We start from the raw sequence: 25,142 nt of genomic DNA, 5'->3' as shown, positions 1-25,142 counted from the left end.
GTGGAATATTCAATGAGATTACCTGAAAATTTTTCAACAATGACTGTAAAAGAACTATTAGAAAATGAGTGGCTAGTCCCTCGAAAAGTGCGCCATTTTTTACGCACGCGAAAAAATGTCAAAATAAACGGGGAAACAGCTGCTTTTCATTTTCCCGTCCAAGCTGGCGATTGTGTCACCTTAACGTTTGAAGAAACCGATTATGTACGTCCCGCTATTCATTGGGGGGAAGCAACGCGTGTGACGGTTTTATATGAAGATGAACATTTAATGATTGTAAATAAACCTTATGGCATTAAAACCCATCCAAATCAGCCACAGGAAACAGACACCTTGTTAAATCATGTTGCTGCCTATTTAGCCGAGAAAAATCAGGTCCCTTATGTCGTTCATCGATTAGATAAAGAAACCAGTGGTGCGATTGTCTTTGCAAAAAATCCTTTTGTCTTACCTATTTTAGGGCGTTTATTAGAAACAAAACAAATTTACCGCCAATATCAAGCGATTGTGTCTGGTCACTTTAACCAAAAAGAGCAGACAATCAATCAGCCAATTGGTCGTGATCGACATGATCGCCGGAAACGACGGATTGACCCTCAAAAAGGGGATCCTGCGATTACACATGTCCAAGTGGTCCAAGCTCTTTCTAACAATCAAACCGCAGTTACCTGTGTTTTAGAAACAGGTCGGACGCACCAAATTCGGGTCCATTTAGCTAGCGAAGGGCATCCAATTATTGGTGATCCGTTATACAACCCAAAATCGCAGGCAGCTCGTTTAATGCTCCATGCTTCGCAACTCCATTTACGCCATCCGTTTACAAAAAAACAAATCGTTGTGACTGCAGCGCCTGGACTATGGTAAAAAACAGAAGAAATCGGCGGCTACCGTCCAATTTCTTCTGTTTTTTGTTTTACCGCACATTCACTGTCGAGAACGGCATATCTGCGTTTGCTAGTGTCTTGGTGTTAAACAGTCCCTGAACTAACTCTCAGCCTTAACCATTTGTAGCCACTCTTTTTGTAAAATTCCGTAATTGTAGATATCCAGCCATTGGCCATCTTGAAATAATGCTTCTCTATCAATTCCTTCTTTTTTGAAACCTACTTTTTCATAAACATGAATCGCTTTTGGATTGTTACTATTGACAGCTAATCTGATTTTGTGCAAACCCAATTCATAAAAAGCAAATTTACAAATTAAAGACACCGCCTCAAAGCCATATCCTTGACCACGTTGCTCTTTTTGTAAAATAGCAATCCCTAAATTGGCCCCTCTATTTTTCAACTGTACATCAGACAACGAAACCCAACCAATAAATTCCTCTGTCGTATTTTCTAAAATAGCAAATAGAAATCGATCATCTTCTCCTTTATTAATTGTGAAATCTTTCCATTCTTCAAGCCCCCACGGATGTAAAGCATCCCAACTCAAATGCCGAAGCAATTCATTATCCCATTGCTGCTTTGCAATATGTTCGATATATTCTTCTCTAAAATGAGAAAAGCCAATGTGTTTTCCTTGTAAGACATTTTCCATAAGAACACCTTTAATTTCCTAAATTATTTTTCTATTTGCTGACTATCGATTTCCTCGTATTTTTGTAAAAAAGTGGCAATTTTTTCGATGACACACGCATTTTTATCGCTTTGGTCATTCTCTACCTGAAGAACAAGCAACGGTTCATGCAGACTTAAGCGTAGTAAAAACCAACCACTGCCATATTGACCAGACACGTTTCCCCGAACACCTTCTTGATTTTCACGGTCCACAGCAAAGTCTGCTTGATTTTCTACAAACAATTCAAAGTCTCGCAAGACTTGTTGCCCATAACAAGTAACATCCTCCGCAGTAATTTTGAAGCGAAATTCATTGGTTTCTGCCGGTTGCTTCAACGTAGCAATCAGATCACCTAACGTTTGATTGTTTTGTTTCAATTCTGGTAACAACATTAAAATTTTCGCTACGACATAAGCACCATCATCCAGATTGTAGTTTTCTTGAAACGCTGCATGACCACTGGTTTCAATGGCTAACGGTGTCTGAAAGCCTCCATGATTCAATTCAATCATTTTATTAATGACGTTTCGGTAACCAGAAATATAACGAATCTGTTGGCCGCCTTTTTCTTCAATAAATGTTTTTAAATGACTTGAGGTTGGCGAATTTGTCACAATATAACTACCAGGCGCTTCTTTTAAAACAATTGCCGCTAAAACAGCAATTAAATTATTTCGGTTTAGTACCTCACCTGATTGGTCCACCACAGCCGAACGATCTACATCTGTATCAAAAATAATGCCCAAATCTGCTTGATTAGCTAAAACAGCCGTTTGAATACTTTTCATTGCTTCAGAATTATCTGGATTAGGTACATGATTAGGAAAATGCCCATCTGGTTCTAAAAACTGTGACCCCGTCGTATCAGCGCCCAAAACTTGAAGAACTTGCTCCGCAAAGAAGCCCCCAGCCCCATTACCTGCATCAACGATAATTCGAAAGCCCTGTAAAGGTTTCTCTTCTGGCGAATGAATTCCTTGGCGAATTTTTGCCACCAAATGCTCCGCATAAATTGGCAGTAACTCTTGCTTCATCAGGGTGCCATTTTCGGTGGCTGTCAGCGGATCAGTATGAGATAAAATATACCGAATATCTTCTTTCTCTGCTCCACCTTCTGCTGTGAAGAACTTCAAACCATTAAAATAGTAAGGCAAATGGCTGGCTGTGATCATAATCGCTGCATCACATTGAAGCGTTGGAAATTGAGTAGCCATAAACATAGCAGGCGTCGTAGCTAAACCAACGTCAATCACCTGAATACCTAATGAAAGAAACGTATCCACTAATGCTTGCTTAATCGGCTCTGCCGTTAGACGACCATCATGTCCGATTGCAATTGTCAGGCACTGTTGTGCCTTTCGTGGCAGCTGTTTTTTGTCCTGTAACCAACGAACCACACCCACCGCAATTTCGGCTACTGCTGTTGCGGTTAATGTTGCAGTTTTTTCTTCCGTATCCAAAGCAATTCCCCGAATATCCGAACCATTTTGTAGCGCTTTCAATTCTACCAAGAAAAAAACTCCCTTCTATTGATGCTTTCAATTTTAAAAAATCATATTTTCGATGCGTTCGATAAAGTGTTCCGCATCCTCTTCTGAACGTGTAATCACAATAATCGTATCCGCACCAGCCACGGTACCCGCCACTTCTGGATAGGCTACTTCATCTAAAAAGTTACTCACCACATCGGCATTTCCCATCTCTGTATGCAAGATGACAATAAATTGTACTCGCTCCATTCGAACAACGGAATCTTTCACTGATTCTCGTAATTTCTCTTCACTGCTTGTGCCGTGTGCTTGAGAAAAAATTGCATATTTGACACGACCATCTGCACCATGTGTTTTAACAATACTCATTTCACGGATATCTCTTGAAACAGTCGCTTGAGTGGCTCGGACGCCAAGTTCTTCCAAACGAGTGATTAATTCATCTTGTGTTTCAATTTCTTGTTGCATAATTAATTGTTTAATCAAACGTTGACGTTCTGCTTTTTTCATATAGACCACTCCTCTCCATTCATTTCTTTTATTATATCCAAAAATGAGTAAAAATACAGGTACTTTTCACATTAAACTCTTTATTTATCTGAAAAAGACTGGATAAACGTTTATATACCAGTCTTTTTCAGTAAAAAATACTTATTTAAGAAGATTCTTTTCTTTTAAATAGTCTTTCGCCACTAGGCTCGGATCTTGCCCTTCCACATTGACTTGATAATTCATTTCACTCATTTCTTCTTCGCTGATTTTCCCTGCCAATTTATTCAATATTTCTGCTAATTCTGGATATTTTTCCAACGTTGCTGTTTTAATAAGTGGTGCTCCTTGATAAGGCGGAAATAGCGCTTGATCATCTTCTAACGTTACTAAATCGTATTGTTTCAATTCACTATCCGTTGAATAGGCATCAATCACATTTACCTCACCATTATTAATCGCTTGGTAGCGTAACGCCGGTTCCATCGATTGGACATTCAGATTTAAATGATATTTTTCTTGTAATCCCTTATAGCCATCTTGCCGATCAATAAATTCTAACGTAAACCCCGCTTTTAGCTGATTGCTAATTTTCTGTAAATCACTAATCGTTTTTAATTGATGCGCTTTTGCAAATGAGCGCTTGACTGCGACGGCATACGTATTTTCATAGCGCATCGGTTTCAACAAAGTAAGGTTTTCTTGTTTTTTCAAGCCAGCGCGTGCCGCTTCATAGACTACTTGAGGTTGATTGTCTAGCTGGGGAGGATTTTTTAAAAAGGTTTCGATCACTGTTCCTGTAAATTCTGGATAAAGATCGATTTCATCTGATTTTAAGGCATTGTATAAAAAAGTAGTCTTGCCAAAGTTTGGCTTTAACGTCACCTGAATGTCGCTATTTTCTTCAATTAAGGCTTTATACATATTAATAATAATATCTGGTTCCGCCCCTAATTTCCCAGCAATTGTCAGCTGTTTTTCCTTTGAACTAGTTTGTTGATTCCAGAAAAATGAACCACCTAACAAAAGGCCTAAAATAGTGCCACCAATGATTAGTCGCCGTCCATTCGCTTTTTCCAACCAATGAATTCCATAATTAAATAAGACTGCTAGTGCAGCCGATGAAAGGGCTCCAATAAAAATCAACGATAAATTATTTCGATCAATTCCTAATAAAATGAAGGTCCCTAAACCACCTGCTCCAATTAACGCCGCCAACGTGGCCGTACCAATAATTAAAACGGTAGCCGTTCGAATCCCAGAAATAATAAATGGTAATGCCATTTGTAACTCAAACTTAAACAGTTTTTCTTTTTTACTCATCCCAAATGCTTCTGCGGCTTCTTCTAACGAAGGATCAATTTCCGTCAAACCAGTATAGGTGTTTTGTAAAATTGGGAATAAGGCATAAATCACTAGCGCAACAATTGCCGGTGGTCGACCAATACCAATTAACGGAATCAGTAAGCCTAGCAAAGCTAAAGAAGGGATTGTTTGGAAAATCCCAGTCACTTGTAACAGACTTTCCGCTAACTTACGATGGCTCGTTAAATAAATGGCTAAAGGAATTGCAATCAACGCAGCGAATAATAACGAGATAAAGGACAATTGCATATGCTCGATTAACGCTTGCAGATATTCTTCTTTTCGAGCGAAAAAAGTTTCAATCAATGTTTGCATCTACTGTCCCTCACTTTCCAACAGTTGTTCCATAAAACGAGTAATCGTTTTTGAAGTGATACACCCTAAAACTTGTTGTTTTTCTACTAAATTTGCTTTCTCTTGCGCATTAATGAGTTGGACAATCTCTTTTAAATTGGTTTCCATGAAAACAGTCGGCACTGGCTCAATCGTCTCATCCGCGGCTTCTAAAAATGCAGTCAAGTCAGCGCCACAATAGTTCGCTAGTTCTGGCGAAGATTGTTTGAAAAATTGACCGACAAAATTATTTTTCGGATGTTTTTGAATAGCTTCTGGCGTATCGACTTGAATAATTTTGCCAGCATCCATAATACAGATGCGCTCACCTAACAGTAAAGCTTCATTCATATCATGGGTCACAAAAACAATGGTACTCGCTAATTCCTGATGAAGTTCTTTCACCAAACGTTGAAGATGATGCCTTGAAATCGGATCTAGCGCGCTAAACGGTTCATCCATTAAAATCACTTCTGGTTCGGCTGCAATGGCACGTAAAATCCCGATACGTTGTTGCTCGCCTCCCGAAAGTGCTGCTGGCTTACGATGCAGATATTCCTCAGGATCCAGCTGAACTTTTTTCAATAGTTCAATGGTTCGCTCTCTGCGTTGCTCTTTGGGCCATTTTTTCATTTCAGGAATCAACTCAATATTTTCCGCCACGGTTAAGTTAGGAAATAAGGCAATTTGCTGAAGAACATAGCCAATTTTTAGTCGTAATTCTCGTAATGGGTAATTGGCTACCGCTTGTTCATTGAGAGCCACTTCACCTGTCGTTGGCTCAATGAGCCGATTAATCATTTTCAAGGTCGTCGTTTTTCCACTACCACTCGGCCCTACTAATACAAAAAATTCGCCTTGTTGGATTGTTAAATTCACATCGGACAAAACAGCATTTTCTTGATATACTTTTGAAACATTTTGAAATTTTATCATTTATTTTCACCGCATCTTTCACTTCTTAATAAACAAAATCTTTGGAGGATCGTCACTCTTTCAGTATAATTTAAGACTAACATCCTGCCTAATTTTTTGTTTTAAGCGCAAGTATGTGGGGGGGCTCATTTAATGGCTGCCGGTTCGTATCTACAATTATCTACTCAATGAATGGAAAAATTGTCCTCTTCTGCCTTAAACAAAAGTGAACTGTTTTCTACTAAAAGGAGTGATCATTATGGAAAACGACAAGCGAATTTACAAATGGGACAACGTGAAACTTTTTTTAATTTTCTTAGTGATTTTTGGGCATATTTTAGATCGTGAAGCTTCTCCTTCACGACTCATGGAAACGATCAACTTTTGGATCTATTCATTCCATATGCCAGCCTTTATTTTTGTCTCTGGACTCTTTAGTAAACATGCAATTAAACAACGAAAATATCTACGCTTACTTTCCTTTGTTTGGCTTTATCTCTTAGCGAAGTTGTTGATTACGCTTGCTAATTTCGCCTTTGCAAATAAAATGAATTTTGATTTACTGAATGAAACAGGCGTTCCTTGGTACTTACTTTCCTTAGCAAGCTTCTACTTAATTACCATCTTTCTGCAGCGCGTTCAGCCGAAAATCATGTTGCCCATCATCATTATTATCGGCTGCGCCTCAGGCTATTTGCCTGTGGAAGGTTTCTTGTCTTTAGGACGGACTCTGGGCTTTTTCCCTTTCTTTTACTGTGGCTACTTAATGGATATTCAAAAGCTGCAAACCTTTTTAGATCATCGCAAAGTCAAATGGGCAGCGATAGGCGTAATTTTATGCTCCTTTTTATTTGTAAATAGTCAATGGTCATTGGCAACGAAATTTTGGGGCTTCTTAACTGGTTGGGCTTCCTATGCTGAAATTAGTCCAGCCTTTGAATACAGTAGTTTCATTCAGCTGTTCTTTTACGTTGCTGCAGCCTTGATGTCTCTTTCTTGGTTTGCATTATTGCCTAACCGAAAGTTACCTTTAAGCGCCCTCGGAAAAGATACCCTCTACCCTTATCTCTTACATATGCCCTTAATTATTCTGTTGGAAAGTGGCTTACAACTAGACACACTCTTCAAAGAATGGTTTACTTTCCGAATCCTGGCACTCTTCTTCTTAGCCCTCTTCATTTTAGCTATTACGAATATGCCTGTGGTGAAACGGGGAGCGGATTATCTTTTTAATCCGATTGCGTATGTATCGACAAAACAATGGTTAAAAGTTAAATAAAAAAGAAGAGCGTGGGACAAAAATCACTTTGGATTTTTGCTCCACGCTCAAAAACTGTTAAACGGCGGGCACAGAAGCAACTTCTCAGGTGACTTCTCGACATACGTCTCGTCACAGTCCAGCCTGCAAAAAAGCTACAGCTCTAAGAGTTGCGATGTTTCACTGTGAAGCATGAACAGATGAAATCATCGTACCTACTTGGTTCTTAGAACTAAACACTTTTGTCTCAGCCACCACGTTTATCTCAGATTTTTTTCGACTATTGAAACAAGCCTTTAATTTTATCAAACAAACCATCAGTCGTTGTATCAGCTAACATCGCTGTAATTTTATGATAGTGTTCGCCTAATTCATCTTTATGTTCTTCAATAAATTGTTGGGCATGTTCCACGTTGCCTTCTCCAATTAAATCTTTTGCTTTTTGAACTAATTCTTCTACGTTCATCTTCACACGTCCTTTGATTAAATAGTTAACAATAAGTGTTTCACTCATTGCGTTTTCTCCTATTTATCGTATCGTGGGATCCTTTGATTTGCAAGAAATTTTCAGTAAATTGACGGTTCTGATTTTGGGTTTTTAAAAGGCAAAAATTGCAAAAAAAAAGCTGTTTTCGAAAATCGAAAACAGCTTTTTTACTTTACTTCGCTAAACGATAAATCGCATCTGCATAAATAGCAGCTGCTCGGAATAAGTCATCTAATTCCATAAATTCGTTGGCTTGGTGCATTGTGTCTGTGTAGCCAGGGAACATTGCGCCATAGGCAACACCACGTTTTAATAAGCGGCCATAAGTACCGCCACCAATGATTTGTTCTTGGCCTTTTTCGCCTGTATGGTCTTCGTAAACTTGTAGTAACGTTGCCACCAATGGATCATCAACTGGTACATAATGCGGTTCTTGGTTGCGATCTCCTTGTGTTGCAGTGACCGTTTCACCGACTGTTGCTTGAACTTTTGCTTGTAATTCTTCTGCTGAAGTTCCTTTTGGATAGCGGAAGTTTAATGTTACTAAGCTATTTTCAGGATTTTCTGGATCAAAGTTAACAATCCCAGCGTTCATTGTCAATTTACCCATTTTTTCGTCTTCAAAAGCCACGCCTAATTTTTCACCATAAAAATCTTCATGGATAAATTCAGCAATGGTATTAATAAAGCTATATGCGCCTTCTGCAAAGCTGTAATCATTTAAGAAAGTTGCCAAGAAAGTCGCTGCGTTAATTCCAGATTGTGGGCTAGCACCGTGAGCACCTTTACCAACTACATGGAAAGTCACTGTTTTATCTGAAAGTTCTGCATTACCTGAAATTTTTGCTTCTTGTTTGATGAATGTTTCAAAGCTAGCAGCTAGTGAAGCCGCTTCGTCTGCTGAAGCAGCCGTTACAACAGCATCTGCTGTTCCCGGAACCATGTTTTCACGTAAGCCAGATTTGAAGCTTTCTAATTTATAATCAGCGCCGTTACCGCCTCGGAAAGTTAAACGAATAGTCACATTTCCTTTTTCCCCATTAATAATTGGAAACTCAGCATCTGGTGAGAAACCAAAGTCTGGCGCTTCTTCATGTTGGAAATAGTAATCCATATCGCCCCAGCCGCTTTCTTCGTCACTCCCTACTACGAAACGAATTTTTTTAGACACGGGTAAGCCTAATTCTTTGATAATTTTCATTGCGTAATAAGCAGCCATACTTGGGCCTTTATCATCACTCGCACCACGTGCATAAATTTTGCCATCTTTAATGACTGGTTCATAAGGATCTGTTTCCCAACCATCACCAGCAGGAACAACGTCCATATGACCAAAAATTCCTAACGTTTCGTCGCCTTCACCATATTCAATGTGTCCAGCGTAATTGTCGACATTTTTCACCGTAAAGCCATCACGTTCACCATACGCTAACATGTGTTTTAAGCCAGCAACTGGTCCAGGTCCAAAGGGCGCTTCAGGTGTTGCTTGTGCATCATCACGTTCACTGTTGATCCGTAATAAGTTTTGTAAATCTTCTAATAAGTCGTCTTTACGTGCTTCGACTTCTTTTGTCCAATCAATTGTCATTTGTTGTCACTCCTATTCATAAAGTTCTACATAGTCAATCATACCATTTTATGCAGAAAAAGAAAGAAACCCGACACTATTTTTCGAGAAAATTTTTATCTTTTCCGTAGAAAGGGCTGGGTTTTTGTTTATTTTAATTGAGGTATGATTGTTTAGGTTGTAGTTGTTGCAATTCGTCTTCTGTTAAAGGCCGATATTCCCCTAGTTCTAAGGTTTCATCCAACCATAGTTCGCCCATTCGTAATCGTTTTAAATACGTCACAGGTTTGCCTGCAGTGGCTAACATCCGTTTGACTTGATGGAATTTTCCCTCTTGAATCACCAAACGGACTACGGAAGTCCCTTCTTCCTGATTGGTCGTCTCAATGACTAGGCGACTCGGTTTAACCATTTCTCCATCTTTTAAGGCAAATCCTTGCGCAAACAGTTGACAATCTTCCGCTGTCACAAGTCCCTCAACTTCAGCTAAATATTCTTTATCCACATGTTTTTTGGGTGATAATAATTGATGCGCTAACTGGCCATCATTTGTTAATAGAAGCAAGCCTTCGGTATCTTTATCCAAGCGACCAACTGGAAACAAGTCGGCACGGTAATCCTGATCAGTTAACAAGTCAATTACCGTTTCATCTCGCTGATCTTCCGTCGCAGAAATGACACCTTGTGGTTTATGCAACATGTAATAAAAGAATTTCTGATACGTAAGAATTTCTCCCATCAAGGCAATTTGATCTGTTTCTTCGTTTACTTGTGTTTTGGCTTCTTTTACGACGTCACCATTCACCGTAACGACTTTTTTCTTTAACAATTGTTTGATTTCTTTACGACTACCGATACCAACATCGGCTAAAAATTTATCTAAACGCATTGTCCTTCCTCTTTCCTTTAAAAAAATAGCTTGGGACATAAATCGAATCGATCGATGTCTCAAGCCTTGTCTCTTATGAGAATCTGCTGAAAGGAGTTCAATCAGCTATTATTTAATATTGAATTTTGCACGTAATTTTGCGGCATTTTTCCCTAATAAACGATCAGCTAAGCGAATCTTCAAGACCGAATAGCCATAAAAAGCGCCTCCTACAGCAGCCACAATTACAACGATAATGAAGGCTTGGAAACGTCTAGTTGGATCTAAAAATAGATACAAGAACTGACGGAAAATCAAAGCGATAATCATCATGATGACTGTAATGCAGAACATTAACAATGTTCGCCGTAAGGTTAATTTGTAATTAAAACGTGTCACTTGACGAATTCTTCTTAGAATCAATACGCAAGAAACCGTAAAGCCAATCATCGTTGCTAATAACGGACCGTAAACTTCAAATAAACGGATTGCGGGGAATTGCACGATTAATTTCACAGCTAAACCAATTCCTAAATAACGCATTGCGTCACGATTTTCATACATCCCCATCAACATATTTGACACTAACATATACAAGCCCAAGAATAAACTAGCGTAACACGCTTGCACTAATAAAGAAGTGCCTAAAGCATCTGGCATGTAAAAAACAGTGTATAGTGGTTGCGCTAAGACAATCATACCGAATGTTGCTGGCAACATCACAAACACAAAAAGTTGTAAATTATTGCTAATCAAACGCGCTAACTCGCGGTAATTTTTTAAGGTGACCGCTTCTGTAATTAACGGCAAGCCAGTAGCCGAAATTGAAGTCGCTAAAGCCACCACAATCATAGTTAATTTATCCGGATTGGCATTAAAGATACCGAAAAGCTCTCGTAATTGGGTATCTGAATAATCCGTAAACAAACGCATAAAGTTTGAGAAAGTAAACTGATCGACAAGTTTAAAGACAGTCACCCCTGAGCCAACTACGATAAAAGGAATCGCCTCTTTAAAAGTTTCAATCAATAACTCTTTTGGAGCAATCTCATGTTCATTGGCGCTGTGTTCTTCTAAATAATCAAATAATGGTTTTTGCTTGTACATGTAATAACCTAAAACCGCAAAACTTGCGAGCATCCCAATAAACGCTGCGAAAGTGGCTTGGGTCACCGCTGTAACATAATCACCTTCAAAGACTTTCATGATAATAAAGGCGGTTAATAACATATAAAAAACTCGTGCTACTTGTTCAACAATTTGTGATAAAGCAAAGGGCATCATTTCTTGATTTCCTTGGAAATAGCCGCGAATGACACTCATGCTTGGGAAAACTAAAACGGCTAAACTTAATGAACGCATCGTTGGGACTAATTCAGGACCTCCACCAGACAAAGCTGCTAATGCAGGAGATGCCAAATACATCACGATAGCAAAAACCACACCTAAGCCACCCATTAGTTGTAAGGCACGATAAAAGAGCTGTCGACTAATTTTATATTCGTTCAATGAATTATAATGCGAGGTCTGCTTGGCAATCGCACCTGGAATTCCGGCGGTAGAGATCATTAGGAATAAGGCATAAATCGTATACCCCATTGAAAACAAACTGTTCGCTTCGTTTCCGTGCTCGCCCATCCAAGCGTACCAGGGGATGATGTAAATCGCCCCTAACATGCGGGAGATAATATTACTAGCTGTCATCCAAGCTGAGCCTTTGACCATTTTTTCTTGGTTCGTCAGGATTGGTTGATCAACTGAATTTGGTTGATTGATCATTTTGTCCTCCAATATTCTTTGAGTATGCTTTCTTTATTTTAATTGTTCATCTTGGGATATGCAACGACTTTCTCGAAGAATTATCCTATTTTAACATTTCTCATGGATTTTCTCACGCTAACGAGATGGTTTTTTTAAAAGAAAAATAATGCTATAATGACATCAGTTTTGAAATTTCGTTGAAACGTTTGGAGGCAAAAAAAGTGACGATTTCATTATTCGCAATTCGCGATTGCTTAGAAAAAGAAGATTTATTAAAAGAATTTATTTCACCAGAAGGCTGGCACTTGACCCTTTCCGACACGTTAGGTCAACGAGAAGTAACGGCTCTTTCTTACGATTCGAGAGACGTAACAGCAGAAACACTCTTTTTTTGTAAAGGATTAAACTTTAAAGAAATCTATTTAGAAAATGCCGTAAAAGACGGCCTAGAAATCTATGTTTCTGAGGTGCCTTATGAGGTTCCAGCGCAACTAGGAATTATCGTGACTGACATAAAAAAAGCAATGGCTGTGTTAAGCATGGCTTTTTATGATTATCCACAAAATAAATTAAAACTGATTGGCTTTACTGGAACCAAAGGTAAAACAACAGCGGCTTATTTCACCAAATATATTTTAGATGTTGCTACACAACAAAAAACAGCCTTGCTTTCTACCATGAATTCGACATTAGATGGCAAAACATTTTTTAAATCTGCATTGACTACGCCAGAATCTTTGGACTTGTATCGAATGATGGCGACCGCTGTTGCTAACGGGATGACCCATTTTATTATGGAAGTTTCTTCCCAAGCCTACAAAACCAATCGCGTTTACAAGCTATTTTTTGATGTCGGCATTTTTTTAAACATTACGCCCGACCATATCAGTCCAATTGAACATCCAACCTTTGACGATTACTTTTATTGCAAACGTCAATTGATTACACATTCTAAAGTCATTGTGTTGAATCACGAAGCTGATTATTTTCCATTACTTAAAGAAACCGCACAACAACAGAAAGTCCCAGCCATTGTCTATGGCAGTCAGCCAGCTCCAGAAGTTGACTATTCATTCGCTGTTTCTTCAGAGGATTCCTTACGTTTTATTGTTGAAAGTCCCGCAGATGCGTTAGGATTAGCCGGCTCTTATCACCTTCGTTTAGGTGGTGATTTTAACAAAGGTAATGCGTTAAGTGCGGCGATTGCTAGTGTCCTTGTGGGAGCCTCAAAAGAAGAGTGTCAACAAGGGATCGCAGCAACCACCGTCCCTGGCCGAATGGAATCTTTAACGAATACTAATGGCGCAACCATCTATGTTGATTACGCTCATAACTATGACAGTTTAAAGAATCTTTTAACCTTTGTCCGCGAAGAACATCCTGACGGCCGCTTAATTGTTCTTGTCGGCAGCACAGGAGACAAAGCGATTTCTCGCCGCAAAGACTTTGGTACGGTTCTTTCTGAATTGGCTGATGTTGCAGTCCTAACAACCGATGACCCAGCCAGTGAAGATCCAGCAAAAATTTGCCAAGAAATCCAAGCCCATATTACCAAAGAAATGCCTGTTTACACCGTTTTAGATCGTGGCGAAGCAATTGCTCACGCATTATCTTTAAGCACAACGGCTGATGATGCGATTGTCTTAGCTGGTAAAGGCGCCGACCTTTATCAAAAAGTAAACGGCGTAGATGAACCTTACGCAGGAGACTTTGCCCTTGCGGAAGCTTTCATTAATAAAAAGAACTAAATCATTTAAACACACATGAAAAAACAAGCTGCAACCACTTCTCAGCAAAGGTTGCAGCTTGTTTTTTAAAGAACTTCTTTTATTTTCGTTACTTCTTCTTCCGATAACCCATGACCGCCATCCACTAGTAAAAAGTCGACTGGAAAATGTTTCTTTAATTGATTAGCTAAAGAAAGAACTTGTCCCGGAATACTCAACTCATCCTGAGCCCCTGTTGTGACAATCACTTTTGTCGCAAACTCACCAGATACATATTGATAGCCTAAATTGCTTGGATGCAGTAAAATAACAGTGTTAGCAATAGTCGGGTTCTTTTCTAACAGGCCTAAAATAAAATTGGCACCGTTAGAGTACCCTATAAAAATAACTTCATCGTATAACTTTTGCGGTTGCCAAACTTCTTCTAGAAACGCCGTCACTCGCTCATCAAAGTTAGCACGAGGTAATGCTCCATTGACTAATGGCGCAAAAAAGCGTCGCTGTTCGCCTACACCTTCTGTCCCTAAGTAACTTAGAACACTCGCTTCTGGATAAAGGGTTGCGATGGTCGTTAATAATTGATATTCATTGCCACCAGTACCATGGAAAGCGACAACTAATTGATTAGGTTTCGACCCTTTTTGAAAAAATTGTTTCATTTAATAAACCTCCAAGAAAGGAATTTTACTATGTATGCACAAATTCATCACATCTCTATTTTAAATCGATTGATAAAGCCTACATTTGACTTCTATCATAATACACTGGGATTAAAATTACTAATGAAAACGATCAACCAAGACGATCACACCATGTATCACTTGTTTTTCTCAGATAATAAGCAACGAACAGGTACCGAATTAACTTTTTTTGAATTGAATGATGGCCAAGATCAATCATTTGGGACAAATACGATTGAACGGACTATTTTAAAAGTACCAACGCGCGCCTCTTTGGATTTTTGGGCAGAACGTCTTGAGCAAGCGGATATCTGCCACTATGGTGTGGAAATATTTAACCAACATCCAATTTTGCGTTTTGAAGCGCCCGATAATACGCAAATGGCGCTTGTTCCGTTACGTGAATTTGAAAATGCGGAAGATTATTTTCCAGCTGAGCATGCTGAAATTCCAGTAGAACATGCAATTTTAGGCATTGATGCAATTCAATTACGCGTCCAATATGCCGCAGCTACCAAGCAACCTTTAGTGGATTATTTACATTGGTATGAAAAAGAAACAGTACCTTTTTTTGAAACTGCACATGAAGTAACTGTTCTGGAAAATCATCATCCACAGTTTTATCAAGAGGTTCATATCATTGATGACCGAACCAATCCGCTTGCCATTGAAGGAATTGGTGGCGTTCATCACGTCGCCTTTGGGGTGGAAGATACGCAAGAATTAACGCAAGTTGATAGTCTGTTAGAGGAAAAGAATTTTACAAACTCAGGAATTAAAGACCGCGAATTTTTCAAATCATTGTATTTTAGAGAACCGAACCACTTATTATTTGAAGTAGCCACACAAAAAGGCCTGCTAGATGCCGAAGCCTATGAAAATCAAAGTCCAAACTTTGATGAAATCCCCCTTTATTTGCCTCACTTTTTGGCAGATCAAAGAGAACGAATCGAAGCGATTTTAGCACAACAACGCCATGAGTAAACAAAAATAGCGGTTCTAACCGCTATTTTTGTTTTTTAATATCCTATTATTGCCCTTTTTTGAAAAAAAGGAGTACACTAATAGTAGATGAACTGCGCAAGGAGGTGAGTACATGTTATCTAAGGAAGAAGTTCTACACTTATTGAACGAAGCAAAAAAAGAAGTCGATCGTTTAGAAACAAACCGCCAAGAAGATTTAGGTAATTCAATCAACTATATTGAAAATGAATTACAGCTCCAACGTGTCTTATCTCAAGTGGAAGCTTATGAAAAAGTACTTGGTTAATTGATTACGCATTAAATGAGAGAGGAGCAACCAGATTCATTCACCTGAATCTGGTTGCTCCTCTCTCATTTTTTACTAGACTAATTCGTAAGCAAGTTCTCGTGCAATAATTTTTGCGGTTGTTTCAGCGATTTCTCCAGTAAAGCCAATGCATTGTTCCATATGCTCAGGTGAGCCCATCGTCATTTTACTTGTCAAAATACTGCAGCAAACCACTCGATGCTTCTGGCGAAAACTTTGATGCAATTCGTTGGCTAAAGCCATCGTTTTATTTACTTGTTCTCCTTTGGCTTCTGTCCGACCAAAAAAGTAACCCAGACACATAACCCCGCCTGAAAGAGCACCGCAAATACACTTCGCACCTCCAACACCTACAGGAAACCCAGAAGCCATGGCCACAGCTTCAATGGGAATCTCCGCATCGAAGTGTTGCCGAATGGTCGCCACAATCGCTTCCGAGCAATAAAAATCACCGTTACGATAATAGGCTTCCGCTTCTTCCCTGATTGCTTGTAAACAAATTCTCTTTTTCAAAATGCCCTCCATTCTGTATCCGATTTCATTTTATGAATAAAAGGACGCCAAGCATCCCTTTATTTTATAGATTTTCTGCAGAGGTAAATACTTCTGACACATCATCATCGTCTTCTAACTTATCGACCAAGCGCTCTAATTGTGCTTTTTGTTCATCGTTCAAGGTGAGTAAGGTTTGCGGAACCATTGTTAATTCAGCTTGTGCTAATGAATAACCCGCTTGTTCTAAGGCATCGCGAACCGCTGTAAAATCTTCTGGTGCTGTGTAAATTTCAAATACTTCTGGTGATGTTTCTAAATCCTCGCCGCCTGCTTCCAAAACGACTTCTAGCATGTCGTCTTCCTCAATTGCATGATTCTCTCGCTTAATGACAATATAGCCTTTACGATCAAACATATAATTCACCGAACCCGTTTCACCTAAAGAGCCACCGTTTCGAGTAAACGCGACGCGAACATTGGTGGCCGTTCGGTTGCGGTTATCTGTTAGCGTATGAACTAAAACTGCCACGCCACCTGGCCCGTACCCTTCATAAGTTACCTCGTCATAATGTTCCCCTTCACCCGCACTACTGGCTTTTTTTATGGCGCGAGCAATATTATCATTGGGCATGTTGGCTGACTTAGCTTTATCGACCGCTAAACGTAAAGCAGGATTCATTGCGGGGTCAGGGCCACCTGCTTTTGCCGCCATATAGATTTCCCTTGAAACTTTTTGGAAAATTTTTCCACGTTTGGCATCTTGCGCATTTTTACGCCCTTGAATGTTGCTCCATTTACTGTGTCCTGACATCCTTGATTCCTCCTGACTTTTCGTTACTATTCTCCTTTATTCTACTCTTCTTTTCAGTTAGGAACAAGCGCTACCAAAAAAAAGACCTTCGCTTATTCACCTTTCTGACGAATAAACGAAGCTCTTCTAAATTAGCGTCTTCTTTTTTTATTTTTCTTCAAACCATGAACCACCAAACAAATAACGATGGCTGTCAAAGCACCCATGGCATCCAACATAACATCTTGAAAAAGGGGGGTCCTTCCGCCTGTGATCATTTGATGAAATTCATCTAAACCAGCATAGCCAGTAGCAGTTAGCCAGGAAACAACACCTGTTAAAAACAGGCTTTTGATTCTTGGCACTAATCCAATGAACCAACTACCACCTAATAGAAAATACGTACCAAAATGGGCCCCTTTACGAATAAAAAATTCAACAAATTTACTATAACCACTAGCTTGAATGCTCACTTCACTGCCAGCATATTGAAAAGAAATATTTTTTAATTGTTCTTCAAAAGGATGACTGCTCAGAAGTTTATCTAAAAGACCAACTTGTGACTGCTGTTCATACGTCTGTGATGAACTGAAAAATAAAATGGCCATAATAACAAACGCAATGACTAAATATAAATTACTATCTTTCAAATAATTTTTCATATAATCCTCTTTTCTTTGTTCAAGTTGCCCCGTGTCTACCAGGGAAAATTCTTTTTTATTATAGTCGGTTTCGAGGGAAAAAGAAACAACTTCTCTTAGGTCTTATGATATACTGAAAAGAAAAAAATGAAAGAAGGATTGGATATGACCTATTCTATTACCTGGGATTTAGACAGTATTTTCCCCAATGGGAGCGAGTCCAAAGAACTTGGCCAACGAATGACTCAATTAACCGAACAAACAAAAAAATACCATCAATTAATCACAGAATGGACACCAGAAAGTGATCAAGGTAAAGAACAATTTGCTGAAATTTTAACGTTACAAGGGAAAATCTCAAGTGGCTTTTCACAATGTAATAGCTTTTTAACTGCTTTAATTTCTGCCAATACTAATGATACCAAGGCCAAAATTTTATCAGGCGATTTATACAATCTATTGCCAGCAATTCAATTAGCTGAAACCGTTTTTACTAAAAAAATCACCGAGATTTCAGCAGAACATTGGCAAGTCCTGTTAGCCGAAGAACCGTTCAAAACAATGGCTTTTCGCTTAAATGAATTACGTCGTGATGGAAAAAAACTGCTTTCTGAACAAGAAGAAAATATCATCAATACGCTTTCTCTAGATGGTTTAAATGCTTGGAGTACACATTACGATACGATTGTTGCTTCCATCGTGATTCCTTTTGAAGAAAAAGATGGCTCTGTGACTGAACTATCTGCAGGCCAAGCCTTTAACCGCATGATGGGAGATCCTGACAAAGAGGTTCGTCAACGTTTGTTTACAGCTTGGGAGAAAGCTTGGAGTGGCAAAGCTTCAATTTTGGCAGACACCCTAAATCACCTAGATGGGTTTCGTTTATCTGATTACAAATTGCATGGCACTACAGATTATTTAGAAAATCCCTTAAACTATAATCGAATGAGTCAAGAGACATTGACGGTCATGTGGGAAACCATTCAAAAAAATAAACAACCATTCGTCGACTTTTTAACACGCAAAGCGCAATTATTCGGCAAAGAAAAAATGGACTGGCAAGACCAAGATGCGCCAATTATTTTAGGTGATTTAGAAGAAAAAACGTATTCCTTTGATCAAGCCGCTGCCTTTATTTTAGAAAATTTCCGTAAATTCAGTCCGAAAATGGCTGATTTTGCCCAAATGGCTTTTGAAAAAAGTTGGATTGAAGCTGAAGATCGTCCAGGCAAACGTCCTGGGGGTTATTGTACAGAATTACCTGAGACACAAGAGTCGCGGATTTTCATGACCTTTGGCAATTCAATCAACGAAGTAGCTACTTTAGCCCATGAATTAGGTCATGCTTTCCATAGTAGCGTGATGTGGGATTTACCTTCATTGAATCGAGAGTATGCCATGAACGTAGCAGAAACAGCTAGTACCTTTGCAGAATTGATTGTTGCTGACGCCACCTTAAAAGAGGCCAAATCAGATGTTGAAAAGATTAACCTTTTAGACACAAAAATGCAAAATGCCATTGCCATGTTTATGAACATTCATGCGCGTTTTATCTTTGAAAATAATTTTTATCAAGCGCGCCAAAAAGGTTTAGTAGCGGAAGAAGATATTACTGAATTAATGTTAGCGGCGCAAAAAGAAAGCTACAAAGATAGTCTTGGCAGTTATCATCCTCATTTCTGGGCGAGCAAATTGCACTTCTTTATTGATGATGTGCCTTTCTATAATTTCCCGTATACTTTTGGCTATCTATTCAGCATGGGTATCTATGCGTATGCCAATCAACAAGGCAGCTCTTTTGAAGACCAATACATTGCGTTATTAAGAGACACTGCTTCGATGACAAGCGAAGAATTAGCGAAAAAACATTTAAATGTTGACTTAACGAAACCTGATTTCTGGCAAGCCGGCATTGATCAAGTCCTAAAAGATGTGGAACAATTCATGACTTTAACTGAAAACTATGTAAACTAAACAAAAAAAGAAGCAGTAACCAACATCAGGTTACTGCTTCTCTTTTTTTCAAATAGTTTCGATACGCAAGGTAGCCCACAAGCATTAGTCCAAACGTAACAAATTCAACTACGGGCATGGCTAACCAAACACCAGTTAATCCTAATAATTTCACCAAAATAAATAAAACAGGCACAATTAAAAAGAACCCACGCAAAGAGGAAATCATTAGCGCCATTTTCGGTTTACGAACTGCCGAAAAGTAATAAATCCCCATAAAATTCAATCCTGTAAACAAAAAGGAAATCGCATATAAGCGGATGGCTGTCCTAGCAATTTGTGCCAACTGGTCGTTCCCTTCGCTATTAAAGACCTCAATAATTTGTCCCGTGAACACTTGACTGATTAAAAAGAACAGGAAGCCGGCCGCCAAATACGTAACAAAGCTAAGTTTAACAAATTTACGCAACACCTTCGTTTCCCCTAAACCATAGTATCGGCTGAGTAATGGTTGCGCCCCTTGCCCAATCCCTGTAAAAATGGCAATCACAATAATATTGAGATTGGCAACAATCGCATAAGCTGAAATCGCCACATGACCGACTAAGTTCAGCAAAACAATATTAAATAAAAACATGACAAAGGCCGAAGAAAATTCATTTAAAAAGGAGGAAAAACCAATCGACATAATTTCTCGAACATCCTGAAATTTCACTTTAAACTTTTCAAAACGTAAAACTCGTTGTGGCGACCACTTATGAAACGTAATCAGGATTAAGCTTGTTAAAGGTGACATCACCGTTGCAATGGCCGCACCTGCCATGCCCCACCCAAATTGATAAATAAAGACATAATCCAAAATAATATTGACAATTCCCCCACTGACAAAAGCAATCGTTGCCAAACGAGGATTATGGTCATTTCTTAAAAAAGTAATCAGGCAATTGTTTAAAATAAATAATAATGAACAGCTAAGGTAAATCATATAATATTCCTTTGCCAAACCAAACAAGACCCCGGTCCCCTGAAGTCCCAGAATAATTTGATCGGAAAAAATCAAGCTCGCTAAAGTAAAGAGACTCCCTATAACGAAAACTAACCCAATCGTTAAACTGAAATACTGATTGGCTTTTTTGATTTCTTTTTGCGCAACCGTTGTCGAAAACAACGTAGCGCCGCCAACGCCAAACATCCAACCTAATCCATTAATGATATTAACGAGCGGTAATACAATGTTAAGCCCCGCCAACGCCTCGGTGCCAATCCCATTTGCAATGAAAAATGTGTCCGCCAAAATAAAAATTGATTGCGCCGCCATACTTAAAATTCCTAACAGAACATTTTTATAAAACAACGCAGTAAAATGGTTTTGCTGTGTTTGCTCCATACCCAAATCTCCTTCTAACAAAAAAAGGACTCATTCTTTTTGCTTCAAGGCTTACGCAAAAATCAGAATCCTTCAATTATTCAACCCAGCGATTAAATAATCTGTCTATTTATTGATACTTCTAGGGTAGCATTCTCTCTTCGAAAAAACAACCATCCTTCTATTTTTCTCATTTTAAACTTTCTTAAGCAGTTGTAGTTGTTTTTGAACCACTTGCCAATCTTCTTTCACGACTTCTTTTAAACGATAATTATAAAAGACAGCCGCTGGATGGAAGAGTGGAATGATTTGATAGGTTTTCTGCGTCCAACAATAGTTTTGTGATTGCTCATCAAATGTTTGAATGGGCGACTGAATGACCGTTCCGTGCACTGCAGTGATTGTTAGCTTTGGTCCTAAAAGTCGTTGCAACCCAATATTTCCCAGTGTCAAAATTAGTTCAGGTTGGCAAACAGCGATTTCCCAATCAAGCAAAGGCGCAAAAATTTTGATTTCTTCTTTGGTTGGCGTTCGATTAGGAAATTTGGTTACTCTTTCTCCTGTTTTTGCAATCTGCTTCGTTTTTACAGAAAAAGGCCGACTCCTAACCGCACTGGTGATATACACCATTTCACGACTTAAGCCAACTTGCTGTAATTGTTCCATCAACAATTGACCTGAACGACCAATAAATGGCACATTTTCTTTAATTTCTTCTTTTCCAGGGGCTTCCCCAATCAACATTACTTTTGGCTGTTGCGGACCTTGCCCTTCCACAAAACCTTCTAATGGTAAGTCTTTCGCTTTAGCTAAAACTGCTTTTTTCAGCTTTTCAGGATAATGCATTTGCCATCACGCCTCTCTTCTGGTGTTCTTCCTTCTCTATATTGATTATAAATAAGGCCCAAAAGAAACTCAAAAAAAGGGACCTACTCATTTAAGAGCTGGTTTTTCTACACACAAAGCTTTGTCTTTAGCTAGATAAAAAGGCCGTAAGTAACCAACTAAATTAGACATTGGTAAAACCTCCGTTGGTAAGTCAATCTTTAATGTCTCCTTTAAATAGGCTTTGCGTGTCACAATCCGTTGCCACATGTCTGGATAATTTTGCTGAATCTCTTTTTGCAGTGTTTTATCAGCCAAAGCCACACATTCTTCAGCACTCACCCCTGTATAACCAGGTACAGAAGGAATAATATCCACTTGAAAGAGCATGCCACTTTCCAAACGAATGGCTGAATCTGGATAAATAGGCGACGACATCCATTCATCATCCGAAACTAAATGGCCAGGATTTAAATGCCAGTGATAGATTTCTTTTGGTAACTGTTCTTCAATCGCTTGATACATTTCTCGTCCTAACAGTCCGATCCGAATGGTTTCAAGCCAGTGAACGACAGCTTGAAAATAGGGTTTTGCTACGCGCTCTAAATAATCACGTTGCGCTTCTGGCAATTGCTGCTCGTTTTCAATAACAAAACCTGTTCGGCTAGACAAGCCGCCTTTGTAGCCTGTAGTTAATGACAAGGCATCGCCTAACTGAATTTCTTTGGCAGTCGGATACATGTTTGCATATTCAAAACGTTGTCCGGTTGCCGCAATGGTTACTACCGTCGGCGTTTGACCTTCATCATTTAACAAAGCCCCAAGGTCCGTTTCACGCTGTCCTACTTCAATTGCATTTAAGGCCTTTAACATACCGCGAGAAGCCAAATTCGCCCCATATTCATAGTGCGCCAATTCGTTGGCATTATTTGTTGTGCGGGCCCCCTTTGCTCCAATCAATAAGTGAGTCCCATTTAGTAAACGAGCTTCTTGCGGCAGCGCTTTTTTCAGTGCTTCGACAATAAAATATGGTACATCAAACATCGTAGCAGGTTCTTGCTGTTGTGTTGTAAACATTTTCCAACCAACAATACCTATTTTTTGAGCTGTTTCATCGAGAAGCGTTTCAAAAATCTGCGACAACTTTTGTTCTCCAGCCATTGGTTGATTAGGTAGCGAAAAAGCTGGATAATGAATTAAATCGGCTGAGATGCGCGCATGTTGGCACAGTTTTAAATTTTCATTGCCTAAAATAAGCGTCGCCGCACCATCCTTATTTAACACAAGGAGTCCTTCTTCAAACCTCGGAATGAAGCCAGTTAAGTATTCAAAATTACTGCCATGCTCTTTGTCTGCATAGAAAACTAATTGATCGAATTTTTCTGTTTCCATTCGTTGTAATACTTTCTGTTTGCGCGCCATCATCGTTTCATTCGTCAAATATGTTGGAAAAACATTCTCAAAAACAGTAGGTTCAGCAACATGTGTATAATTAATTTTTCGCTTCATTATTATCTTCCATTATTCATCTGCGACAATCAACGTTACGCCTGCTTGCGCTAACTGCTCACAGAATTTTTCATCAGGTCGTGTATCTGTCACTAAACAATCAATTTCTGTTAATTCGCAAATTTTAAATAACCCCGTTTTGTTCAATTTCGTTTGGTCCGCTAAGGCAATGACTTGTTTACCTTGTTGAATCATTCGCCGTTTGACTTGACCTTCTTCTTCTGTGTGAATAAATAATCCTTGTTCAGATAACGCAAACACACCTAATAATGTATAGTCGGGGGCAAATTCTCCAACCTTGGCGACTGTTTCTGCTCCAAATAAAAAAAGTTGTTGTTTATGCAGTTGCCCAGGTAATACTGTAATTTTTGTCTGATCCATTTGCGCTAGAAGTAGCGCATGGCTGAGAGAGTTCGTTATCGCGTGAATCGGACTATTTTCCATCGCTCGAATAGCCGCTTCCACTGTGGTTGATGAATCAAAAAAAATGGACGCTTGTTTGGGAATGGTTGCCCAAACTTTTTGGGCAATGGCTTGTTTTTTCTCTGGATGCTTCATTATTCGTTGAGCATAATCATAAATAGTTGCTTCAGACTGAACTGAGATAGCACCACCATGCGTTCTTTTTAAGTGTCCTTCCTTTTCTAAACGAATTAAATCTCGCCGAATAGTATCTTTTGAAACGGAGACTTGCTCCGCTAACGCTTCCATGGAAATACTTTTTTGTTCTTTCACTATTTTTTGAATCTTAGCCAAACGCTCTTCAATCAACATGATTCCTCACCTCTTCTAAGTAAAGATAGCACCTTTTGCATTATTTTGCAAACAAATGCGAAATAATGCAAAAAAAAAACTAACCCTTCATTTAATAACGAAGGGCTAGTTTGAGAGTGGTTTTAATAGGTAAATTGAATAATCATGCCGTTAGGATCTGCTAACGCAAGTAAATGATCTTTGGCAATAAAATGTAACTTTGCTTCTTCCGCATTGGCTTGGACTATCTCTAAATCGGCCGCAGTTGGTAAACGGAAGGTATAATTTTCTAAGCCAAATTGATTTTCTTGAATCGTTGGCAACTGATTGCCGCTCCATGTATTTGTTCCAATATGATGATGGTACTGACCTGCTGCAAAAAATTTCGCTTGTTGACCAAAGTTAGACTTTAAGCCAAACCCTAAATTTTTATAGAACGCTTCAGTGGTATCTAAATCGGCCACTTTCAAATGAATGTGCCCAATTTTAGAACCTTCGGGAATTCCTAGCCAGTGACTGTCAGCTTCTGCAGCTAAACCATCACCGTCTAATTCTTCTGTCACACCGATAATTTCACCATTTGGGCGAATATCCCAGACTTCTTCTGGTTTATCCCAATAAATTTCGATGCCATTATTTTCTGGATCACTTAAGTAAAGGGCTTCACTATAACCATGATCTGCTGCGCCGATTTGCACATTTTCTTGCAAAAGCCACAACAACATATTGCCTAAATCTTTCCGTGTTGGTAGAAGGAAAGCAACATGGTACAAGCCAGTAGTTCCCTGATTTTCTTCCCCAGCAGTTAGTTCTTTTAAGACAAGAATTGCATCATTGGTGCCTTGTGGCGCTAGCCAGGCACGTCCCTCTCCTTGTTTTAAAAGTCTTAAGCCAATTGTTTTCGTATAAAAGTTTACCATTTTATCCAAATCAGCCACTTTCAAAGTGACTTGTTGAATCCCAATATTACTTGGTAATGCTTGAATCATTTGCTTTCACTCCTTTCCTCTTCGTTTTGC

At 39.0% G+C, this 25,142-nt stretch carries 24 protein-coding genes; 6 read left to right on the top strand and 18 right to left on the bottom strand.

What is annotated here, in order from left to right; translation table 11 throughout:
* Entirely contained in the window at positions 1-864 is an 864-nt protein-coding gene (locus IGL49_RS02105) for an RluA family pseudouridine synthase (RefSeq protein ID WP_164982907.1), read from the top strand.
* A gap of 120 nt (positions 865-984) precedes the next feature.
* On the opposite strand, the gene IGL49_RS02100 is transcribed toward IGL49_RS02105, so the two are convergent.
* The 5 genes from IGL49_RS02100 to IGL49_RS02080 form a co-directional block, all read right to left on the bottom strand.
* A complete protein-coding gene (locus tag IGL49_RS02100; protein ID WP_104853933.1) occupies positions 985-1,539 on the bottom strand; it encodes a GNAT family N-acetyltransferase in 555 nt (184 codons plus the stop codon).
* A gap of 23 nt (positions 1,540-1,562) precedes the next feature.
* Positions 1,563-3,071: a phosphomannomutase/phosphoglucomutase gene (locus IGL49_RS02095; protein ID WP_104853932.1), complete on the bottom strand. Its 1,509-nt coding sequence runs from the start codon at positions 3,069-3,071 to the stop codon at positions 1,563-1,565.
* Positions 3,072-3,104: 33 nt separating this feature from the next.
* On the bottom strand, positions 3,105-3,560 hold the full coding sequence (gene argR / locus IGL49_RS02090; protein WP_104853931.1) for an arginine repressor: 456 nt from the start codon (positions 3,558-3,560) through the stop codon (positions 3,105-3,107).
* Positions 3,561-3,701: 141 nt separating this feature from the next.
* Positions 3,702-5,219, bottom strand: coding sequence for an ABC transporter permease/substrate-binding protein (locus tag IGL49_RS02085; protein WP_104853930.1), 1,518 nt, complete (start codon positions 5,217-5,219; stop codon positions 3,702-3,704).
* A complete protein-coding gene (locus tag IGL49_RS02080; RefSeq protein WP_104853929.1) occupies positions 5,220-6,173 on the bottom strand; it encodes an ABC transporter ATP-binding protein in 954 nt (317 codons plus the stop codon). It abuts the gene before it with no gap.
* Between the two features lie 238 nt (positions 6,174-6,411).
* Here IGL49_RS02080 and IGL49_RS02075 point away from each other — a divergent pair, with 238 nt between their 5' ends.
* On the top strand, positions 6,412-7,431 hold the full coding sequence (locus tag IGL49_RS02075) for an acyltransferase family protein (RefSeq protein WP_104853928.1): 1,020 nt from the start codon (positions 6,412-6,414) through the stop codon (positions 7,429-7,431).
* Between the two features lie 259 nt (positions 7,432-7,690).
* Here IGL49_RS02075 and IGL49_RS02070 read toward each other — a convergent pair whose 3' ends face one another.
* From IGL49_RS02070 to IGL49_RS02055, 4 genes are all read right to left on the bottom strand, one after another.
* Positions 7,691-7,924, bottom strand: coding sequence for a hypothetical protein (locus IGL49_RS02070; RefSeq protein WP_002355504.1), 234 nt, complete (start codon positions 7,922-7,924; stop codon positions 7,691-7,693).
* A 145-nt stretch (positions 7,925-8,069) separates the two neighbouring features.
* Positions 8,070-9,485, bottom strand: coding sequence for a dipeptidase PepV (pepV, locus tag IGL49_RS02065; protein ID WP_002358655.1), 1,416 nt, complete (start codon positions 9,483-9,485; stop codon positions 8,070-8,072).
* 133 nt (positions 9,486-9,618) lie between these two features.
* Positions 9,619-10,353, bottom strand: coding sequence for a pseudouridine synthase (locus tag IGL49_RS02060; RefSeq protein ID WP_174108236.1), 735 nt, complete (start codon positions 10,351-10,353; stop codon positions 9,619-9,621).
* A 108-nt stretch (positions 10,354-10,461) separates the two neighbouring features.
* A complete protein-coding gene (locus IGL49_RS02055; protein ID WP_104853926.1) occupies positions 10,462-12,111 on the bottom strand; it encodes a putative polysaccharide biosynthesis protein in 1,650 nt (549 codons plus the stop codon).
* A gap of 203 nt (positions 12,112-12,314) precedes the next feature.
* On the opposite strand from IGL49_RS02055, the gene IGL49_RS02050 reads away from it, so the two are divergent.
* Positions 12,315-13,841, top strand: a complete 1,527-nt coding sequence (locus IGL49_RS02050) for a UDP-N-acetylmuramoyl-L-alanyl-D-glutamate--L-lysine ligase (RefSeq protein WP_104853925.1) — start codon at positions 12,315-12,317, stop codon at positions 13,839-13,841.
* 65 nt (positions 13,842-13,906) lie between these two features.
* Here IGL49_RS02050 and IGL49_RS02045 read toward each other — a convergent pair whose 3' ends face one another.
* Positions 13,907-14,479, bottom strand: a complete 573-nt coding sequence (locus IGL49_RS02045; RefSeq protein WP_002358653.1) for an alpha/beta hydrolase — start codon at positions 14,477-14,479, stop codon at positions 13,907-13,909.
* Between the two features lie 30 nt (positions 14,480-14,509).
* Between IGL49_RS02045 and IGL49_RS02040 the strand changes: the two genes are divergently transcribed.
* Entirely contained in the window at positions 14,510-15,484 is a 975-nt protein-coding gene (locus IGL49_RS02040; protein ID WP_104853924.1) for a ring-cleaving dioxygenase, read from the top strand.
* Positions 15,485-15,596: 112 nt separating this feature from the next.
* Positions 15,597-15,770: a hypothetical protein gene (locus IGL49_RS02035; RefSeq protein ID WP_002355495.1), complete on the top strand. Its 174-nt coding sequence runs from the start codon at positions 15,597-15,599 to the stop codon at positions 15,768-15,770.
* A 75-nt stretch (positions 15,771-15,845) separates the two neighbouring features.
* On the opposite strand, the gene IGL49_RS02030 is transcribed toward IGL49_RS02035, so the two are convergent.
* From IGL49_RS02030 to IGL49_RS02020, 3 genes are all read right to left on the bottom strand, one after another.
* Positions 15,846-16,316: a C-GCAxxG-C-C family protein gene (locus tag IGL49_RS02030; protein ID WP_002384891.1), complete on the bottom strand. Its 471-nt coding sequence runs from the start codon at positions 16,314-16,316 to the stop codon at positions 15,846-15,848.
* A 52-nt stretch (positions 16,317-16,368) separates the two neighbouring features.
* Positions 16,369-17,097: a YebC/PmpR family DNA-binding transcriptional regulator gene (locus IGL49_RS02025; protein ID WP_104855235.1), complete on the bottom strand. Its 729-nt coding sequence runs from the start codon at positions 17,095-17,097 to the stop codon at positions 16,369-16,371.
* Positions 17,098-17,228: 131 nt separating this feature from the next.
* A complete protein-coding gene (locus IGL49_RS02020; RefSeq protein ID WP_104855236.1) occupies positions 17,229-17,738 on the bottom strand; it encodes a VanZ family protein in 510 nt (169 codons plus the stop codon).
* A 126-nt stretch (positions 17,739-17,864) separates the two neighbouring features.
* On the opposite strand from IGL49_RS02020, the gene IGL49_RS02015 reads away from it, so the two are divergent.
* Entirely contained in the window at positions 17,865-19,691 is a 1,827-nt protein-coding gene (locus IGL49_RS02015; RefSeq protein WP_174108238.1) for a M3 family oligoendopeptidase, read from the top strand.
* Positions 19,692-19,716: 25 nt separating this feature from the next.
* On the opposite strand, the gene IGL49_RS02010 is transcribed toward IGL49_RS02015, so the two are convergent.
* The 5 genes from IGL49_RS02010 to IGL49_RS01990 all read right to left on the bottom strand — a co-directional run bounded on the left by IGL49_RS02010 (position 19,717) and on the right by IGL49_RS01990 (position 25,112).
* The gene (locus IGL49_RS02010) at positions 19,717-21,057 is read right to left on the bottom strand and encodes an MATE family efflux transporter (protein ID WP_104855238.1); all 1,341 of its coding nucleotides are present in this window, start codon (positions 21,055-21,057) and stop codon (positions 19,717-19,719) included.
* Between the two features lie 174 nt (positions 21,058-21,231).
* The gene (locus IGL49_RS02005) at positions 21,232-21,882 is read right to left on the bottom strand and encodes a uracil-DNA glycosylase (RefSeq protein ID WP_104855239.1); all 651 of its coding nucleotides are present in this window, start codon (positions 21,880-21,882) and stop codon (positions 21,232-21,234) included.
* A gap of 87 nt (positions 21,883-21,969) precedes the next feature.
* Entirely contained in the window at positions 21,970-23,370 is a 1,401-nt protein-coding gene (locus IGL49_RS02000; protein WP_104855240.1) for an aminopeptidase P family protein, read from the bottom strand.
* 12 nt (positions 23,371-23,382) lie between these two features.
* Entirely contained in the window at positions 23,383-24,144 is a 762-nt protein-coding gene (locus IGL49_RS01995; protein ID WP_104855241.1) for a DeoR/GlpR family DNA-binding transcription regulator, read from the bottom strand.
* A 122-nt stretch (positions 24,145-24,266) separates the two neighbouring features.
* Complete coding sequence (locus tag IGL49_RS01990; RefSeq protein ID WP_104855242.1) at positions 24,267-25,112, bottom strand: VOC family protein; 846 nt, start codon at positions 25,110-25,112, stop codon at positions 24,267-24,269.
* Positions 25,113-25,142 lie beyond the last annotated feature (30 nt).

It is taken from the genome of Enterococcus sp. DIV1337a (genome assembly GCF_051712285.1).
GTDB lineage: Bacteria > Bacillota > Bacilli > Lactobacillales > Enterococcaceae > Enterococcus > Enterococcus faecalis.
Note: the sequence above shows the minus strand (reverse complement) of the source record. Positions and strands in the feature narration are given on the sequence as shown.

Excerpts from the sequence above, each read along its gene's own strand:
- argR (WP_104853931.1), bottom strand. The coding sequence starts at position 3,560 with ATGAAAAAAGCAGAACGTCAACGTTTGATTAAACAATTAATTATGCAA.
- IGL49_RS02100 (WP_104853933.1), bottom strand. The coding sequence starts at position 1,539 with ATGGAAAATGTCTTACAAGGAAAACACATTGGCTTTTCTCATTTTAGA.
- IGL49_RS01995 (WP_104855241.1), bottom strand. The coding sequence starts at position 24,144 with ATGTTGATTGAAGAGCGTTTGGCTAAGATTCAAAAAATAGTGAAAGAA.
- IGL49_RS01990 (WP_104855242.1), bottom strand. The coding sequence starts at position 25,112 with ATGATTCAAGCATTACCAAGTAATATTGGGATTCAACAAGTCACTTTG.
- IGL49_RS02070 (WP_002355504.1), bottom strand. The coding sequence starts at position 7,924 with ATGAGTGAAACACTTATTGTTAACTATTTAATCAAAGGACGTGTGAAG.
- IGL49_RS02080 (WP_104853929.1), bottom strand. The coding sequence starts at position 6,173 with ATGATAAAATTTCAAAATGTTTCAAAAGTATATCAAGAAAATGCTGTT.
- IGL49_RS02040 (WP_104853924.1), top strand. The coding sequence starts at position 14,510 with ATGTATGCACAAATTCATCACATCTCTATTTTAAATCGATTGATAAAG.
- IGL49_RS02055 (WP_104853926.1), bottom strand. The coding sequence starts at position 12,111 with ATGATCAATCAACCAAATTCAGTTGATCAACCAATCCTGACGAACCAA.
- IGL49_RS02030 (WP_002384891.1), bottom strand. The coding sequence starts at position 16,316 with ATGGAGGGCATTTTGAAAAAGAGAATTTGTTTACAAGCAATCAGGGAA.
- IGL49_RS02000 (WP_104855240.1), bottom strand. The coding sequence starts at position 23,370 with ATGAAGCGAAAAATTAATTATACACATGTTGCTGAACCTACTGTTTTT.
- IGL49_RS02075 (WP_104853928.1), top strand. The coding sequence starts at position 6,412 with ATGGAAAACGACAAGCGAATTTACAAATGGGACAACGTGAAACTTTTT.
- IGL49_RS02035 (WP_002355495.1), top strand. The coding sequence starts at position 15,597 with ATGTTATCTAAGGAAGAAGTTCTACACTTATTGAACGAAGCAAAAAAA.
- IGL49_RS02010 (WP_104855238.1), bottom strand. The coding sequence starts at position 21,057 with ATGGAGCAAACACAGCAAAACCATTTTACTGCGTTGTTTTATAAAAAT.
- pepV (WP_002358655.1), bottom strand. The coding sequence starts at position 9,485 with ATGACAATTGATTGGACAAAAGAAGTCGAAGCACGTAAAGACGACTTA.
- IGL49_RS02025 (WP_104855235.1), bottom strand. The coding sequence starts at position 17,097 with ATGTCAGGACACAGTAAATGGAGCAACATTCAAGGGCGTAAAAATGCG.
- IGL49_RS02015 (WP_174108238.1), top strand. The coding sequence starts at position 17,865 with ATGAAAGAAGGATTGGATATGACCTATTCTATTACCTGGGATTTAGAC.
- IGL49_RS02060 (WP_174108236.1), bottom strand. The coding sequence starts at position 10,353 with ATGCGTTTAGATAAATTTTTAGCCGATGTTGGTATCGGTAGTCGTAAA.
- IGL49_RS02085 (WP_104853930.1), bottom strand. The coding sequence starts at position 5,219 with ATGCAAACATTGATTGAAACTTTTTTCGCTCGAAAAGAAGAATATCTG.
- IGL49_RS02020 (WP_104855236.1), bottom strand. The coding sequence starts at position 17,738 with ATGAAAAATTATTTGAAAGATAGTAATTTATATTTAGTCATTGCGTTT.
- IGL49_RS02005 (WP_104855239.1), bottom strand. The coding sequence starts at position 21,882 with ATGCATTATCCTGAAAAGCTGAAAAAAGCAGTTTTAGCTAAAGCGAAA.
- IGL49_RS02045 (WP_002358653.1), bottom strand. The coding sequence starts at position 14,479 with ATGAAACAATTTTTTCAAAAAGGGTCGAAACCTAATCAATTAGTTGTC.